At 60.6% G+C, this 15,977-nt stretch carries 14 protein-coding genes and 1 pseudogene; 5 read left to right on the forward strand and 10 right to left on the reverse strand.

The window, feature by feature from the left end; translation table 11 throughout:
• The first annotated feature begins 41 nt into the window (after positions 1–41).
• Positions 42–1,664: pseudogene (locus BKD70_RS02455) on the forward strand (MFS transporter).
• 178 nt (positions 1,665–1,842) lie between these two features.
• Here the strand turns inward: BKD70_RS02455 and BKD70_RS02460 are convergent.
• The 4 genes from BKD70_RS02460 to glyQ all read right to left on the reverse strand — a co-directional run bounded on the left by BKD70_RS02460 (position 1,843) and on the right by glyQ (position 6,239).
• The gene (locus tag BKD70_RS02460) at positions 1,843–2,613 is read right to left on the reverse strand and encodes a 1-acyl-sn-glycerol-3-phosphate acyltransferase (protein ID WP_047278971.1); all 771 of its coding nucleotides are present in this window, start codon (positions 2,611–2,613) and stop codon (positions 1,843–1,845) included.
• Positions 2,614–2,690: 77 nt separating this feature from the next.
• Positions 2,691–3,224, reverse strand: a complete 534-nt coding sequence (gene gmhB / locus BKD70_RS02465) for a D-glycero-beta-D-manno-heptose 1,7-bisphosphate 7-phosphatase (RefSeq protein WP_047278969.1) — start codon at positions 3,222–3,224, stop codon at positions 2,691–2,693.
• A 10-nt stretch (positions 3,225–3,234) separates the two neighbouring features.
• A complete protein-coding gene (gene glyS, locus BKD70_RS02470; RefSeq protein WP_047278967.1) occupies positions 3,235–5,289 on the reverse strand; it encodes a glycine--tRNA ligase subunit beta in 2,055 nt (684 codons plus the stop codon).
• Positions 5,286–6,239 carry a glycine--tRNA ligase subunit alpha gene (glyQ, locus tag BKD70_RS02475; protein WP_003437964.1) on the reverse strand — a complete coding sequence of 318 codons (954 nt, stop codon included), beginning with the start codon at positions 6,237–6,239 and terminating at the stop codon, positions 5,286–5,288. Before glyQ ends, glyS begins: the two co-directional genes overlap by 4 nt.
• An 81-nt stretch (positions 6,240–6,320) precedes the next feature.
• On the opposite strand from glyQ, the gene BKD70_RS02480 reads away from it, so the two are divergent.
• Positions 6,321–6,878 carry a DNA-3-methyladenine glycosylase I gene (locus BKD70_RS02480; protein WP_047278965.1) on the forward strand — a complete coding sequence of 186 codons (558 nt, stop codon included), beginning with the start codon at positions 6,321–6,323 and terminating at the stop codon, positions 6,876–6,878.
• 89 nt (positions 6,879–6,967) lie between these two features.
• Positions 6,968–7,855: a lysophospholipid acyltransferase gene (locus tag BKD70_RS02485; RefSeq protein WP_047279215.1), complete on the forward strand. Its 888-nt coding sequence runs from the start codon at positions 6,968–6,970 to the stop codon at positions 7,853–7,855.
• 49 nt (positions 7,856–7,904) lie between these two features.
• Here the strand turns inward: BKD70_RS02485 and BKD70_RS02490 are convergent, their stop codons facing one another.
• The 5 genes from BKD70_RS02490 to def all read right to left on the reverse strand — a co-directional run bounded on the left by BKD70_RS02490 (position 7,905) and on the right by def (position 12,551).
• Complete coding sequence (locus tag BKD70_RS02490; protein ID WP_047278962.1) at positions 7,905–8,210, reverse strand: hypothetical protein; 306 nt, start codon at positions 8,208–8,210, stop codon at positions 7,905–7,907.
• 12 nt (positions 8,211–8,222) lie between these two features.
• On the reverse strand, positions 8,223–9,599 hold the full coding sequence (trkA, locus tag BKD70_RS02495) for a Trk system potassium transporter TrkA (RefSeq protein ID WP_047278959.1): 1,377 nt from the start codon (positions 9,597–9,599) through the stop codon (positions 8,223–8,225).
• A gap of 21 nt (positions 9,600–9,620) precedes the next feature.
• Positions 9,621–10,931, reverse strand: coding sequence for a 16S rRNA (cytosine(967)-C(5))-methyltransferase RsmB (rsmB, locus tag BKD70_RS02500; RefSeq protein WP_047278958.1), 1,311 nt, complete (start codon positions 10,929–10,931; stop codon positions 9,621–9,623).
• Positions 10,928–11,887 (reverse strand): methionyl-tRNA formyltransferase, encoded by a 960-nt coding sequence (fmt, locus tag BKD70_RS02505; protein ID WP_047278957.1) that lies wholly within the window; start codon positions 11,885–11,887, stop codon positions 10,928–10,930. Before fmt ends, rsmB begins: the two co-directional genes overlap by 4 nt.
• Before the next feature lie 157 nt (positions 11,888–12,044).
• Positions 12,045–12,551: a peptide deformylase gene (gene def, locus BKD70_RS02510; RefSeq protein ID WP_047278956.1), complete on the reverse strand. Its 507-nt coding sequence runs from the start codon at positions 12,549–12,551 to the stop codon at positions 12,045–12,047.
• A gap of 567 nt (positions 12,552–13,118) precedes the next feature.
• Here def and dprA point away from each other — a divergent pair.
• A complete protein-coding gene (dprA, locus tag BKD70_RS02515; protein WP_047278954.1) occupies positions 13,119–14,225 on the forward strand; it encodes a DNA-processing protein DprA in 1,107 nt (368 codons plus the stop codon).
• A 36-nt stretch (positions 14,226–14,261) separates the two neighbouring features.
• Positions 14,262–14,819, forward strand: coding sequence for an L-threonylcarbamoyladenylate synthase (locus tag BKD70_RS02520; protein WP_047278952.1), 558 nt, complete (start codon positions 14,262–14,264; stop codon positions 14,817–14,819).
• 63 nt (positions 14,820–14,882) lie between these two features.
• Here the strand turns inward: BKD70_RS02520 and BKD70_RS02525 are convergent, their stop codons facing one another.
• Positions 14,883–15,860 (reverse strand): NADPH:quinone reductase, encoded by a 978-nt coding sequence (locus tag BKD70_RS02525; protein ID WP_047278951.1) that lies wholly within the window; start codon positions 15,858–15,860, stop codon positions 14,883–14,885.
• Positions 15,861–15,977: the final 117 nt, after the last annotated feature.

The following is a 15,977-nucleotide window of genomic DNA, read 5'->3' on the forward strand; positions in this document are numbered from 1 at the left end:
AACAATAATCACTGTGGCCCCAAGGGCCGAGGACATTGAACATGTCAGACTCAATCGCACAAACGGCTGGCGTCGCGAAAGCGCCGACAGGTCGAGAAGAACGAAAAATCATTTTTGCGTCATCCCTCGGGACCGTTTTCGAGTGGTATGACTTTTTCTTGTATGGCGCGCTGGCGACGGTCCTCAGCAAGCAGTTCTTCGCCGGGGTGAATGACACCACTGCGTTCATTTTTGCGCTGATGGCCTTTGCTGCCGGCTTCTTGGTGCGTCCGTTCGGGGCGCTGGTGTTCGGCCGCTTGGGCGACATGATCGGGCGAAAATACACCTTCCTCATGACCATCGTTCTGATGGGCCTTTCGACCTTTGCCGTCGGTTTGCTGCCCACCTATGCCAGCATCGGCATTGCGGCCCCGATCATGCTGGTGCTGCTGCGCATGCTCCAAGGGCTGGCGCTCGGCGGCGAATACGGCGGTGCTGCCACCTACGTGGCGGAGCACGCGCCGCCCGGCAAACGCGGTTTCAACACCAGCTGGATTCAATCCACCGCGACCCTGGGCCTGCTGCTGTCGCTGGTGGTGGTGCTGGGCTGTCGCTACCTGACGGGCGACGAGTTTGAAGTGTGGGGCTGGCGCCTGCCGTTCCTGCTGTCCATCGTGCTGTTGTGCATCTCGACCTAGATCCGCATGAGCATGCATGAGTCGCCTGCCTTCGTGAAAATGAAGGCCGAAGGTAAAAGCAGCAAGTCGCCGATCCGCGAGTCTTTCGGCAAATGGGAAAACCTCAAAATCGTGCTGATTGCGCTGTTCGGCATCAACGCCGGTCAAGCCGTGACCTTCTATACCGCGCAGTTCTACGTGCTGTTCTTCCTCACGCAAATGCTCAAGATGGACCCGGCACAGGCCAATACGCTGCTGATTATCAGCGTGGTGATTGGCGCGCCGTTCTTCATCTTTTTTGGCTGGCTGTCGGACCGCGTCGGGCGCAAGCCGATCCTGATGATGGGCTTGTTGTTGGCCACCGTGCTGTACTTCCCGCTGTTCAAAGCCCTCAGCCACTACGCCAACCCGCAGATCGACGCGGCAAGCCGCCAGTCACCGATTGTGGTGATGGCCGATCCTTCGACCTGCACGTTCCAGTTTGACCCGGTGGGCAAGGCGCGCTTCGACAGCCCGTGCGACAAGGTCAAAACCTTCCTGGTGAAACAGGGTTTGCCGTACACCTCTGTGTCGGCAGCGCCCGGCACGCCCGTGCAAGTGTCGGTGGGCGAGCAGCAGATCCAGGGCTTCGACGAAGCGGCCATGCGTGCCGCCATCTCGGCCGCCGGCTACCCGGCCAAGGCTGACCCAAGTGCCGTCAACCAGCCCATGGTGGTGCTGGTGATGGTCATGCTGACGTTGATTGCGACCATGACCTACGGCCCGTTGGCCGCGGTGATGGTGGAACTGTTCCCGACCCGCATTCGCTACACGTCCATGTCGCTGCCATACCACATTGGCAATGGCTGGTTTGGTGGTTTTCTGCCCACCGTGTCGTTCGCGCTGGTGGTGTACACCGGGGATATCTTCTACGGGCTGTGGTATCCGGTGCTGATTACCGGGGTCAGCCTGGTGGTGGGCATGCTGTGCCTTAAGGAAACCCGGAACGTGAACATTGATAAGGTGTAAGAGGCTGTATAAGCGGCACAAAAAAACCGGCGAAAACGCCGGTTTTTTTAAGCCTTAGAAAAACTTATGCACGTTTTACGCTAAAAAGTCATACCGAGAAATAAGTATATAAATCATCGACTTACGAGCGTTTTTACGAAGAAATCCAAAACTTGTACACACGTTATCCACAAAACGCCTAGCGCTCAATCGCTTCAACCGGTTCAGCCACTGGCGGCAGCGAACCCATGGCGCGTTGAGCCTGTTCGTTCCAGGCTTGAACCCGGTCGTTCAGCTCGGCAATGGCGCGCGGCCCGGTGCCATTGGCGTACATCGGCTCGCCAATCACCACCTCAATGGTGCCGGGTTTTTTCGCCCAACCCACTTTTGGCCAGTACTTGCCCGCGTTATGGGCAATCGGCAACACCGGCAAATCAGCATTGACCGCCAGCGCCGTACCGCCTCGGGAGAATTTGCCCACCGTGCCGTAAGGCACGCGCGTGCCTTCCGGGAAGATCAGCACCCAAATGTTGTCCTTGAGCAGCTCGTCGCCCTTCTTGGCGATGTGCTTGAGTGCCGCTTTCGGGTTATCACGGTCGATGGCTATCGGGCGCAGCATGGCCATGGCCCAGCCGAAAAACGGCACATACAACAGTTCACGCTTGAGCACCTGGCTCAGCGGCTGAAAGTAAGCGGAGAGGAAAAACGTCTCCCAGGTGCTTTGGTGGTTGGCCAGAATCACGCACGGACGCTGCGGGACGTTTTCTGCGCCCTTCACTTCAACGTGAATGTTCAGGAACACCCGCGTCAGCCACAGTGCACAACGGCACCAGTACACGTTGATAAAACGATAACGCGCACGAAACGGCAGAAAGGGGGCGACAAAAAAACTCAGCGAGCACCACAGCAGCGAGCTGGTGCCCAGCAGCAGGTAAAAGAAAAAAGTTCTGATGGCCTGCAGGATCGACATAGAGGCTTTTACCGTTGCGGATAACGCATTTGTGAACAGGCCTGGGCAACGGAAGTCAGCAGGTGTTCAAAAATGCCTTATGTGTGGATAAGTTTTGCGGCAACTGCCGCCAGATCGTTAAAAATCAGGGTAGTAGCCGGAAGATTTTTTTCGAGCGTTTTTTCGCCTTTTCCGGTTTTCACCAAAACTGGCTGTGAACCGACGGCTTTTGCAGCCTGCAAGTCACCCAAACTGTCGCCAACAAACCAACATTCATGTAAATCGGCGCTGTAATGCTCGGCAATCGTGCGCAGCATGCCGGGTTTGGGTTTTCGGCAGTCGCAGCCTTCATCAGGCCCGTGCGGGCAATATTCAATCCGGCCAACGTCGCCGCCCTGCTCGGCCACAAGCGCCCGCAAACGGTCGTGCATGGCGTTCAGGGTGGCGATGTCGTAGTAGCCGCGTGCAATGCCGGACTGGTTGGTGGCGATGGCCACTGTCCAGCCCGCCTTGCTCAACTGCGCGATGGCCTCGATCGCGCCGGGGAGCGGGATCCACTCCTCGACAGACTTGATGTAAGCGTCGGAGTCGTAATTGATCACTCCGTCCCGATCGAGAATCAGCAGTTTCAACAGCAGCCCCTTAGCCCAGCAACGAGATGTCGGCAACGCCGAGGAACAGACCGCGCAGGCGCGCCAGCAATGCGTAGCGGTTAGCCCGCACGTTGGCGTCGTCAGCGTTGATCATCACGGCTTCGAAGAATGCATCCACCGGCTCGCGCAACGCCGCCAGACGGGTCAGGGCCTCGTTGTACTGACGGGCAGCGGCCATGGGTTGCACCGCTTCATCGGCCTTTTGAATGGCCGAGTACAGCGAGAACTCGCTGGCATTGTCGAAGAACTTGGCTTCAACGTGGGTCGACACGGTGCCGTCCACTTTGCTCAACAGGTTCGACACGCGCTTGTTCACGGCTGCCAGGGCAGCGGCTTCCGGCAATTGACGGAACGCCTGAACGGCTTGCACGCGTTGATCGAAGTCCAGCGCCGAGGTCGGTTGCAGGGCACGTACCGAGAGGTAAGTGGCCACGTCCACGCCTTCGTCTTCATAACGCGCACGCAGGCGGTCGAAGATGAATTCCAGCACTTGATCCGCCAGCCCCGCCGACTTGATCTTGGCGCCGAACGCGGTCACCGCGAAATTAACGGCTTCAGTCAGGTCGAGGTCGAGTTTTTTGTCGATCAGGATGCGCAGGATACCCAGCGCTGCACGGCGCAGGGCATACGGGTCTTTGCTGCCGGTGGGCAACATGCCGATCCCGAAGATGCCGACCAGGGTGTCGAGCTTGTCAGCGATGGCCACGGCCGCACCGGTCAGGGTGCCTGGCAGTTCAGCGCCTGCGCCACGTGGCATGTACTGCTCATTGAGCGCCAGTGCAACGTCTTCCGGCTCGCCGTCGTTGAGGGCGTAGTAGTAACCGGCAATGCCTTGCATCTCCGGGAACTCGCCCACCATTTCAGTGGCCAGGTCGCACTTGGACAACAAACCGGCACGGGCAGCACGCTGGGCGTCGCCGCCAATGCGTGGCGCGATGAACGCAGCCAGTTTGGACACGCGCTCGGCTTTGTCGAACACGCTGCCCAATTGGGCCTGGAACACCACGTTTTGCAGGCGCAGGTTGAAGTCTTCGAGCTTCTGCTTCTTGTCTTGCTTGAAGAAGAACTCGGCGTCCGTCAGGCGTGGGCGCACGACTTTCTCGTTACCCGAGATGATCTGCTGCGGGTCTTTGCTCTCGATGTTGGCCACGGTGATAAAGCGCGGCAGCAACTTGCCATCCACGTCCAGCAGGCAGAAGTACTTCTGGTTGTCCTGCATGGTGGTGATCAGCGCTTCTTGCGGTACATCGAGGAAGCGTTCTTCGAACGAGCACACCAGCGGCACAGGCCACTCAACCAGTGCGGTCACTTCGTCGAGCAGGCTTGGCGGCACGATGGCGGTGCCTTCCTGCAGGGTCGCCAGCTCGGCCACGCGCTTGGCAATTAGCTCGCGGCGCTCGTTGAAGTCGGCCAGCACATAGGCTTTGCGCAAGTCTTCGAGGTAGTTGGCCGGCGAGGTGATACGCACGCTTTCAGGGTGATGGAAGCGGTGACCACGGGAGTCGCGACCGGCTGTTTGCGCGAGGATCGTGCAGTTGACCACTTCATCGCCCAGCAGCATGACCAGCCATTGGGTCGGACGTACGAACTCTTCCTTGCGGGCGCCCCAGCGCATGCGCTTTGGAATCGGCAAGTCGTTCAACGAATCTTCAACGATGGTCGGCAGCAGGCTGGCGGTCGGCTTGCCGACAATCACCTGGCTGAAACGCAGTTTCGGGCCGCTCTGATCGATTTCGCTCAGTTCAACGCCGCATTTTTTGGCGAAACCCAGAGCTGCCTGCGTCGGGTTGCCTTCAGCGTCGAACGCGGCCTGACGTGGCGGGCCGTCGATGTTGATGCTGCGGTCCGGTTGCTGGGTGTCGAGCTGCGTCAACAGCACGGCCAGACGACGCGGCGCGGCGTAGACTTTTTTCGCGGTGAAGTTCAGGCCAGCGTTTTGCAGGCCTTTTTCGATCCCGGCCAGAAAGGCGTCGGCCAGCGTGTTGAGGGCTTTGGGTGGCAGTTCTTCAGTGCCCAGTTCAACCAGAAAATCTTGAGCACTCATTGTGCAGCCTCCAACTTAGCCAACACTTCATCACGCAAATCAGGGGGTGCCATCGGGAAGCCCAATTTGGCGCGCGCTTCGAGGTACGCCTGAGCCACCGAACGCGCCAGGGTACGCACACGCAGGATGTATTGCTGACGGGCCGTCACGGAAATGGCGCGGCGCGCATCCAGCAAGTTAAAGGTGTGCGATGCCTTGAGCACCATTTCATAGCTGGGCAACGGCAGCGGCTGGTCGAGTTCGATCAGGCGCTTGGCTTCGCTTTCGTAGAAATCGAACAGCTCAAACAGTTTGTCGACGTTGGCGTGTTCGAAGTTGTAAGTCGACTGCTCGACCTCGTTCTGGTGGAACACGTCGCCGTAGGTCACTTTGCCGAACGGGCCGTCAGTCCAGACCAGGTCGTAGACGGAATCCACGCCTTGCAGGTACATCGCCAGTCGCTCAAGGCCGTAGGTGATTTCGCCGGTTACCGGGTAGCACTCAATGCCGCCGACTTGCTGGAAGTAGGTGAACTGGGTGACTTCCATGCCGTTGAGCCAGATTTCCCAGCCCAGACCCCAGGCGCCCAGTGTTGGCGATTCCCAGTTGTCTTCAACGAAACGGATGTCGTGCACCAGCGGGTCGAGGCCGATGTGTTTCAGCGAGCCCAGGTACAGCTCCTGGAAATTAGGCGGGTTTGGCTTCAATACCACCTGGAACTGGTAGTAGTGCTGCAAACGGTTCGGGTTTTCGCCGTAGCGGCCGTCAGTCGGTCGACGACTGGGCTGCACATAAGCGGCGTTCCACGTTTCTGGGCCCAGGGAGCGCAAAAAAGTGGCGGTATGGAATGTGCCGGCGCCCACTTCCATATCGTAGGGCTGAAGCACCACACAACCTTGCTCGGCCCAGTATTGCTGGAGGGCGAGGATCAAGTCTTGGAAGGTACGCACTGCTGGCGTAGGCTGGCTCACAAATTCACCTGTTTCTTGGGCTGCGATTTAAAGAGCGGGAGTATACCCGATTCGGTCGCGCCTCCACCTCCTGGAGCCTTTATGGCACGTTGTTTCTGGTGTTCGGATGACCCTCTGTACATGGCCTATCACGATCAGGAGTGGGGCGTACCGTTGCGCGATGCGCACGGGTTGTTCGAGTTGTTATTGCTCGAAGGGTTCCAGGCCGGCTTGTCATGGATCACGGTTCTGAAGAAACGCGAGCACTATCGCAAGGTCATGTTTGGCTTTGATGCCCAGCGTCTGGCGGTGATGAGCGACGCCGAGATAGAGACGTTACTGCAAGACCCGGGGATCATTCGCAACCGCCTGAAAGTGGCGGGCGCCCGGCGTAATGCCCAGGCCTGGCTGGCGCTGGACAACCCGGTGGCGTTCTTGTGGTCGTTTGTGCAAGGGACGCCCAAGATCAATCACTTCACCGAACGGCATGAGTTTCCGGCCGTCACCCCCGAGGCCGAAGCCATGAGCAAAGGCCTGAAAAAAGCCGGGTTCACGTTCGTCGGACCGACCATTTGCTATGCCTTCATGCAAGCCAGTGGCATGGTCATGGACCACGCCACCACCTGCTACCGCTACGCGGAGCTGGCAAACGGCGGTTAGAATGCTGGCCACTCTTGAACCCTGTGGTCGCCGCCTCGTGCTTGGTCAGCGACGACAAACGCTGTTTTTGTATTGAATGGGAACCCCCTGTGGAAAAGTTTAAAGGTGCCTTGCTGGTCGGGGCGTTGCGCGTGTTTGCCATGCTCCCGTGGGGCGCGGTGCAACGTGTGGGGTCGGCCATCGGCTGGCTGATGTGGAAACTGCCGAACCGTTCGCGGGAAGTGGTGCGCATCAACCTCGCGAAATGTTTCCCGGAAATGGACCCGGTTGCCCGCGAGCAACTGGTGGGCCAAAGCCTTAAGGACATCGGCAAAAGCCTGACGGAAAGTGCCTGCGCGTGGATCTGGCCTGCCCAGCGCTCCATCGACCTGGTGCGTGAAGTCGAGGGGCTGCAGGTGCTCAAGGACGCGCTGGCCTCCGGCAAGGGCGTGGTCGGGATCACCAGCCATTTGGGTAACTGGGAAGTGCTCAATCACTTCTATTGTAGCCAGTGCAAGCCGATCATTTTCTACCGTCCGCCCAAGCTCAAGGCGGTGGACGAACTGCTGCGCAAACAGCGCGTGCAACTGGGCAACCGCGTGGCCGCGTCGACCAAAGAAGGCATCTTGAGTGTCATCAAGGAAGTGCGCAAAGGCGGTCAGGTCGGTATCCCGGCCGACCCCGAGCCCGCGGAATCGGCAGGTATTTTCGTGCCGTTCCTCGGCACTCAGGCCCTGACCAGCAAATTTGTGCCCAACATGCTGGCGGGCGGCAAAGCCGTGGGGGTGTTCCTGCACGCCCTGCGCCTGCCTGACGGCTCGGGCTTCAAAGTGATTCTGGAAGCGGCGCCCGAAGCCATGTACAGCACCGACACCGAAACGTCGTGCAAAGCGATGAGCCAAGTGGTGGAAAAGTACGTGCGGGCTTACCCGAGCCAGTACATGTGGAGCATGAAACGCTTCAAAAAGCGTCCGCCGGGCGAGGCGCGCTGGTACTAACGCGCCCGCCGACCGACCTTGTAGTGGCTGCCGCAGGCTGCGGCGGCGACTACTTGTCGAGTTTTTTCAAAAACACGGTCATTTCTTTTTCGGCCTGTTTGTCGCCATGGGCCTGCGCTGCCGCTAGCCCTTGCTCCCACGCCGAACGCGCTGCGCCCCGATCCCCGGCCGCCAGGTGCGCCTTGCCCAACAACTTCCACGCGGCAGAGTACTTGGGATCAAAGGTCACGCAGCATTGCAGGTGCTGCACCGCCTTGAGGTGATCCCCAAGGTCGAGATAACCCTTGCCCAGCCCAAAGCGCAGCAATGCGTTATCCACACCCTTGGCCAACATCTTTTCCAGTGAATCCAACATCCGTCTGGCTCCTTAGAAAAAGCTCAGTCCTACGTGGAACAGCTTCTCGACGTCGCGAATATGCTTTTTATCCACAAGGAACAAAATCACATGGTCCCCGGCATTGATCACCGTGGCGTCGTGGGCAATCAGCACTTCTTCATCGCGAATGATTGCGCCGATGGTGGTGCCGGGTGGCAGGTGGATTTCACCGATGCGCCGCCCGATCACCTTGCTTGACTTCGAATCGCCGTGAGCGATGGCCTCGATGGCTTCGGCCGCGCCGCGGCGCAGTGAGTGCACGCTGACGATATCGCCGCGCCGCACGTGGGCCAGCAAGGTGCCGATGGTGGCCAGCTGAGGGCTGATGGCGATGTCGATTTCGCCGCCCTGAATCAGGTCCACATACGCCGGGTTGTTGATGATGGTCATGACCTTCTTCGCCCCCAGCCGCTTGGCCAGCAGCGACGACATGATGTTGGCTTCGTCGTCGTTGGTCAGCGCCAGGAACAGGTCGGCATCCGCGATGTTTTCTTCCAGCATCAGGTCGCGGTCCGAAGCGCTGCCTTGCAGCACCACGGTGCTGTCGAGCGTGTCCGACAGGTAGCGGCAACGGGCAGCGCTCATCTCGATGATCTTGACCTGATAACGGCTTTCGATGGCTTCGGCCAGCCGCTCGCCGATCTGGCCGCCGCCAGCAATCACGATGCGTTTGTAGCTTTCATCCAGGCGGCGCATTTCGCTCATCACGGCGCGAATGTTGGCGCGGGCGGCGATGAAAAAGACTTCGTCGTCGGCTTCGATCACCGTGTCGCCGCGGGGCGTAATTGGCCGATCACGTCGGAAAATCGCCGCCACCCGTGTATCCACATTCGGCATGTGCTCGCGCAGTTGGCGCAATTGCTGACCAATCAACGGGCCGCCGTAGTACGCCTTGACCGCCACCAATTGCGCCTTGCCTTCCGCGAAGTCGATCACCTGCAAGGCACCGGGGTGTTCGATCAGGCGCTTGATGTAATTGGTCACCACTTGCTCGGGGCTGATCAGCACATCGACCGGAATCGCGTCGTTGTCGAACAGCTCTTCGCCCCGGCTCAGGTAGGCCGATTCACGCACGCGGGCAATTTTGGTGGGTGTGTGGAACAGCGAGTACGCCACTTGGCAGGCGACCATGTTGGTCTCGTCGCTGTTGGTCACTGCCACCAGCATGTCGGCATCGTCGGCGCCCGCCTGACGCAGTACATTGGGCAGTGAAGCGCGGCCCTGAATGGTGCGGATGTCGAGGCGGTCACCGAGGTCGCGCAGGCGTTCGCCATCGGTATCGACCACTGTGATGTCGTTGGCTTCGCTGGCCAGATGCTCTGCCAGGGTGCCACCGACCTGGCCTGCGCCGAGGATGATGATTTTCATGCCGTCATTTCCTGTTCTCGATTAGCCGCGAGCGGCTGCGATCTTGATCAACTTGGCGTAATAGAAGCCATCGTGCCCGCCTTCCTGGGCCAGCAGTTGGCGCCCGTGCGGTTGCTTGAGACCGAACTGCCCGGCGATGTCCAGCTCTCGCGCACCCGGTGTGCGGGCAAGGAATGCTTCAATCACCTCGGTGTTCTCGGTCGGTAGCGTTGAGCACGTGGCGTAGAGCAGGATGCCACCGACGTCGAGCGTCGGCCACATGGCGTCCAGCAACTCACCTTGCAAGGTCGCGAGGGCGGCGATGTCGTCTGGCTGACGCGTCAGCTTGATGTCCGGGTGGCGTCGGATAACGCCCGTCGCTGAGCAAGGCGCATCCAGCAAAATGCGCTGGAACGGTTTGCCGTCCCACCATGTGGCCGTGTCGCGGCCGTCGGCAGCAATCAGTTCGGCACTCAGGCCCAGTCGCTCAAGGTTCTCGCGCACGCGCACCAGACGCTTGGCTTCGAGATCCACGGCCACCACGCCGGCGAGGTTGGGTTCAACTTCAAGGATGTGGCAGGTTTTGCCACCCGGCGCGCAGCAGGCATCCAGCACACGCTGGCCGGGTGCCAGATCGAGCAGGTCGGCCGCCAGTTGTGCGGCTTCGTCCTGCACGCTGATCCAGCCTTCGGCAAAGCCCGGCAGGTGACGCACGTCGCAGGCTTCGGCCAGCACGATACCGTCCCGGCTGAAGGCACAAGCCGTCGCTTGGACGCCCGCGTCCGCCAGCAATTGCAGGTAGGCGTCGCGGCTGTGATGACGACGATTGACCCGCAGAATCATGGGCGGATGCGCGTTGTTGGCGGCGCAGATGGCTTCCCATTGCTCAGGCCAGAACGCTTTCAGGGATTTTTGCAACCAGCGCGGGTGGGCAGTGCGCACCACCGGGTCGTGTTCCAGTTCGGCCAGTAGCGCCTCGCTTTCGCGCTGGGCATTGCGCAACACGGCATTGAGCAACCCTTTGGCCCACGGCTTTTTCAGCTTGTCGGCGCACCCCACGGTTTCACCGATGGCGGCGTGGGCGGGAATGCGGGTGTAGAGCAGTTGATACAGGCCGACCAGCAGCAACGCTTCAACGTCAGCGTCTGCCGCTTTAAAGGGCTTTTGCAGCAGTTTGTTGGCCAGCGCCGACAGCCGTGGCTGCCAGCGCGCCGTGCCGAATGCGAGGTCTTGGGTCAGGCCGCGATCGCGGACTTCGACTTTATCCAGCTGTAATGGCAACGAGCTGTTAAGCGACGCTTTGCCGTTCAGAACAGCTGTCAGTGCCTTGGCGGCGGCCAGACGCGGGTTCATTGGGCTTTTTCCGTTTCACCGAGGGTGGTGCCGATAGCGAATTTCTCACGGCGGCTGTTGAAAAAGTCGCTGAAGTTCAGCGCTTTGCCACCGGGCAATTGCAGGCGGGTCAGACACAACGCGCCTTCACCGCATCCCACGATCAGCCCGTCCTTGCTGGCGGCGAGGATCTGACCGGGCGTGCCCTGTGCCTGCGCAACCGTGCCAGCCAGCACTTTCAAGGCTTCGCCGTTCAGGGTGCTGTGGCAGATCGGCCACGGGTTAAAGGCGCGGATCAGACGCTCCAGCTCCACCGCCGGACGATTCCAGTCGATGCGTGCTTCGTCTTTGTTCAACTTGTGGGCGTAGGTCGCGAGGCTGTCGTCCTGCACGTCGCCCACCAACGTGCCGGCTGCCAGACCGGCAATGGCTTCGATCACCGCAGGCGGGCCCAGCTCGGCCAGACGATCATGCAGGCTGCCGCCGGTGTCTTCACGCGTGATAGGGGTAAAGGCCTTGAGCAGCATCGGGCCGGTGTCCAAACCGGCCTCCATGCGCATCACGGTCACGCCGCTTTCGCTGTCGCCCGCTTCAATTGCCCGCTGGATCGGCGCCGCACCGCGCCAGCGTGGCAGCAGCGAAGCGTGGCTGTTGATACAGCCCAGACGCGGAATATCGAGCACGGCTTGCGGCAGGATCAGGCCATAGGCCACGACCACCATCAAATCCGGCTTGAGCGCGGCCAGTTCGGCCTGGGCCTCAGGCGCACGCAGGGTCGGCGGCTGCATCACGGCAAGGTTGTGTTCCAACGCGAGTTGCTTGACCGGGCTTGGCATCAACTTTTGCCCGCGCCCGGCCGGACGATCCGGTTGGGTGTAAACCGCGACGATCTCGTAAGGGCTGTCGAACAGTGCCTTGAGGTGTTCAGCGGCGAATTCTGGGGTGCCGGCAAAGACGATGCGCAGTGGCTCAGTCATGGATTACTCACTTGGAATGGGGGAATGCGCGGGAATAATCCCGGGAACTACCGATAGCCCCCGGTGGCGGGGGCTTGAGGCCTATCGGTGTTGCCCGGATCAAAGCCGCGTCGCGCGGGATCGCCGCCTCGTGCGGGGGCGGCGGTTACTGGGCCGGTCAGGCGTTCTGGCGGTGCAGTTTTTCCAGCTTCTTCTTGATCCGGTCACGCTTGAGATTAGACAGGTAATCGACGAACAGCTTGCCGTTGAGGTGATCGCACTCGTGCTGGATGCACACGGCCAGCAGGCCTTCGGCAATCATTTCGAACGGTTTGCCATCACGGTCCAGCGCGTTGATCTTGACGCGCTGCGGGCGGTCCACGTTTTCGTAGAATCCCGGCACCGACAGGCAGCCTTCCTGGTACTGGTCCATCTCGTCGGTCAGGGTTTCGAACACCGGATTGATGAAGACCATCGGCGCGCTGCGGTCTTCGCTCAGGTCCATGACCACGATGCGCTTGTGGACGTTGACCTGGGTCGCTGCCAGACCGATGCCCGGCGCTTCGTACATGGTTTCAAACATGTCATCGATCAACTGACGCACTTCGTCGTCCACAACCTCCACGGGCTTGGCGATGGTGCGTAGTCGCGAGTCTGGGAATTCGAGGATGTTCAAGATGGCCATAGGCGTAATTGCTGCACTGTATGAAAGATTAATAACGGTTGTCAGGTGGGTCCTGAGGACTCGGGCAACCTGTGCAAAACGTCTCTTTCAGAGAGAACCCGCTCGGGCTCAAGCGTTTCACGCGAGCGCACATAATAAAGGGATTCCCCCGCGGATGAAACGACTAGCTGCCGGGCTGCACGGTACGCGCGCCTTGCGGTCTGGCGCTTGTAGCACTTTGTAACCTGCCGCCGAACGCTCGTTTGTCAGCAGGTATGACACCCGCTGTCGCGTTTTGCCGCTGCCATTTTGCGCTGAAACTCAGGCCCCGCCTGCGTTGATTGTGAGTCGGATGCGTGCAGGGCCTGAGGGGTAATGCCCACTTCTCATGCGATTCGGCCAAGTGGCCTTTTGCCTCTTCGCTGTCTGGCTGAATCGTTCTACTAAGGTGGGGAATGCCGCTTGTATTTCAAGGGTAGCGAGCCGCCCTGCCGTCCCGGCGGGCGATTTTCCCAAACAACTTGTTAACAGAGTTATCCACAGGTTGTTGACTTCGTAACGCTGGTGAAACAGATCAAGGATGATCCTATGTCGCTGTCTGAATGTTCGCGTATTTCCCCGGCAGAGCTGGAAGCGCGTCTGCGTCTTCACCGCTTGCCTGAAGTTGGCCCGCGTCGTTATTACACCCTGTTCAATGCCTTTGGCTCAGCCAGCTCGGCGCTCAGTGCGCCTGCCAGTGCGTGGCGGTCGCTGGGCTTGCCGGCGGTGTGCGCCGAAGCCCGGCGCAGTGTTGAGGTGCGCGACGGCGCAAGCGCTGCATTGCGCTGGCTTGAGGGCTGCAACCAGCATCTGCTACTCCACGACCAACCCGATTACCCGGCCTTGCTGGCTGAACTCAGCGATGCGCCGCCCCTGTTGTTTGTGGCGGGCGCGCCGTCGATTCTGGAAAAACCACAGCTGGCCATGGTCGGCAGCCGACGCGCTTCGCGGCCGGGGCTGGACACCGCCAGTGCGTTTTCCCGCGCCTTGGCGGGCGCCGGATTTGTCATCACCAGCGGGCTGGCGCTGGGGATTGATGGCGCCGCGCATCAGGCCGCGCTGGACATCGGCGGGCAGACCGTCGGGGTGCTCGGCACCGGTCTGCAAAAACTTTATCCACAGCGCCACCGGGCCTTGGCTGAGGCCATGATTGCGAGCGGCAGCGCCGTTGTTTCAGAGCTCCCGCTGGACGCCGGGCCACACGCCAGCAACTTCCCCCGTCGCAACCGCATCATCAGCGGTTTATCCCTGGGGGTACTGGTCGTGGAAGCCAGCGTGGCCAGCGGCTCGCTGATAACGGCGCGGCTGGCGGCCGAACAGGGGCGAGAGGTGTACGCCCTGCCCGGTTCCATCCACCACCCCGGCGCGCGAGGCTGTCACCAATTGATCCGCGACGGGGCTACGCTGGTGGAAACCGTTGAGCACATTCTGGAAGGGCTGCGCGGCTGGCGCTCAATGCCGGTGTCCACCGGTGGATTGTTCACGCCAAGTTGTCATCCGCTCGTGCAATTGTTGCAGGCATCGCCCTACACCAGCGAAGGCCTGGCCCGTGCCAGCGGATGGGCATTGCCCACCCTGCTCGCCGCCCTGACCGAGCTGGAGCTAGAAGGCCACGTGGTCCTGGAGGGCGGACGTTGGTTTGCTCGCGCCAGCTAAGTACACTTGCGCACAGCACATATCTGGAGACATTCAATGATCAGCACCTGGCGCGTACAGCAAGCCGCAACCGCCATTCGCGCGGGCGCGGTGATTGCCTATCCCACCGAAGCGGTCTGGGGTTTGGGTTGCGACCCATGGGATGAAGACGCGGTAGAACGGCTGCTGGCCATCAAGTCGCGGCCTGTGGATAAAGGCCTGATTTTGATTGCCGACAATATTCACCAATTCGACTTTCTGTTTGAGGACTTCCCCCAGGACTGGCTCGACCGCATGGCCAGTACCTGGCCGGGGCCGAACACCTGGCTGGTGCCGCACCAGGGCTTGTTGCCCGAGTGGATTACCGGCGTGCACGACACCGTGGCATTGCGTGTGAGCGATCACCCGCTGGTGCGCGAACTGTGTTCATTGGTGGGCCCGATCGTCTCGACGTCTGCCAACCCGGCGGGTTTGCCGGCTGCGCGGACGCGGCTGAAGGTGGAGCAATACTTCCGGGGGCAAATCGACCATGTGTTGGGCGGCAACCTGGGCGGGCGGAAAAACCCGAGCCTGATTCGCGATCTGGCGACGGGCAAGGTGGTCCGCCCGGCCTGATTCAACGCGGGGCCGCTGTCGCAGGCCGAGAGGCCTTCGCCAGCGGCTGCCGGCGGGTTGAGATCAAGGCACCAGAATGGTCGAGCCGGTCGTGCGGCGTGCTGACAGTTCGGTCTGTGCCTTGGCGGCGTCTTTCAAGGCAAAGCGCTGGCTGATGTCCACCGTAATGTTGTCGCTGCGGATCATCTCGAACAGCTCGTCTGCCATTTTTTGCAAGTTCTCGGGGGTATTGGCATACGACGCCAATGTTGGCCGTGTGACATACAACGAGCCCTTCTGCGACAAAATCCCCAGGTTTACACCCGTCACGGCGCCTGATGCGTTGCCGAAGCTGACCATCAGCCCCCGCGGCGACAGGCAGTCCAGAGACGTCAGCCACGTGTCTTTACCGACGCCGTCGTACACCACCGGGCATTTCTTGCCGTCGGTCAGTTCCAGAACCCGCTGGACCACATCTTCGTGGCTGTAGTCGATGGTTGCCCACGCGCCCAGCTTTTTGGCCAATGCTGCTTTTTTCGGGGAACTGACCGTGCCGATCAATTTCACGCCCAGCGCCTTGGCCCATTGGCAGGCAATCGAACCCACACCACCGGCCGCCGCGTGGAACAGAATGGTTTCGCCGCCTTTGAGTTCATAGGTCTGACGCAACAAGTACTGGACCGTGAAGCCCTTAAGCATCACGGCGGCGGCCTCTTCATACGAAATGTCATCGGGCAGCTTCACCACATTCGCGGCGGGCAACACGTGCAACTCGCTGTAAGCCCCCAGCGGGCCGGTGCCGTAGGCCACGCGGTCGCCGACCTTGACGTTGTGCACGTCGCTGCCGATGGCATCCACCACCCCCGCCCCTTCATTGCCCAGCCCGGACGGCAGCTCGGGCAGCGGGTACAAACCGCTGCGGTAATAGGTGTCGATGAAATTAAGACCGATGGCCTGATTGCGCACCCGCACCTGCTGCGGGCCCGGCTCGACGGGGGTGTAGTCAACAAACTCAAGCACTTCTGGGCCGCCGTGGGCCTGAAACTGAATACGTTTAGCCATCTGCACTGTCCTCGCTGGTTCACGAAGGCTACATCCAACGCTTAAGCGTGATCTTCGTCAACTGCGAGGAGGCGGGACGCGGTGGTATGCTAGCGGCCCTTTGCCGCCGGCCCCGCT

Source organism: Pseudomonas sp. BS-2016 (assembly GCF_001806145.1).
Classification (GTDB): domain Bacteria; phylum Pseudomonadota; class Gammaproteobacteria; order Pseudomonadales; family Pseudomonadaceae; genus Aquipseudomonas; species Aquipseudomonas lundensis.

Bases quoted from the DNA above. Each gene is read 5' to 3' on its own strand.
- BKD70_RS02460 (WP_047278971.1), bottom strand. From the start codon at position 2,613: ATGTCGATCCTGCAGGCCATCAGAACTTTTTTCTTTTACCTGCTGCTG.
- glyS (WP_047278967.1), bottom strand. From the start codon at position 5,289: ATGAGTGCTCAAGATTTTCTGGTTGAACTGGGCACTGAAGAACTGCCA.
- BKD70_RS02480 (WP_047278965.1), top strand. From the start codon at position 6,321: ATGGCACGTTGTTTCTGGTGTTCGGATGACCCTCTGTACATGGCCTAT.
- BKD70_RS02490 (WP_047278962.1), bottom strand. From the start codon at position 8,210: ATGTTGGATTCACTGGAAAAGATGTTGGCCAAGGGTGTGGATAACGCA.
- trkA (WP_047278959.1), bottom strand. From the start codon at position 9,599: ATGAAAATCATCATCCTCGGCGCAGGCCAGGTCGGTGGCACCCTGGCA.
- rsmB (WP_047278958.1), bottom strand. From the start codon at position 10,931: ATGAACCCGCGTCTGGCCGCCGCCAAGGCACTGACAGCTGTTCTGAAC.
- fmt (WP_047278957.1), bottom strand. From the start codon at position 11,887: ATGACTGAGCCACTGCGCATCGTCTTTGCCGGCACCCCAGAATTCGCC.
- def (WP_047278956.1), bottom strand. From the start codon at position 12,551: ATGGCCATCTTGAACATCCTCGAATTCCCAGACTCGCGACTACGCACC.
- dprA (WP_047278954.1), top strand. From the start codon at position 13,119: ATGTCGCTGTCTGAATGTTCGCGTATTTCCCCGGCAGAGCTGGAAGCG.
- BKD70_RS02520 (WP_047278952.1), top strand. From the start codon at position 14,262: ATGATCAGCACCTGGCGCGTACAGCAAGCCGCAACCGCCATTCGCGCG.
- BKD70_RS02525 (WP_047278951.1), bottom strand. From the start codon at position 15,860: ATGGCTAAACGTATTCAGTTTCAGGCCCACGGCGGCCCAGAAGTGCTT.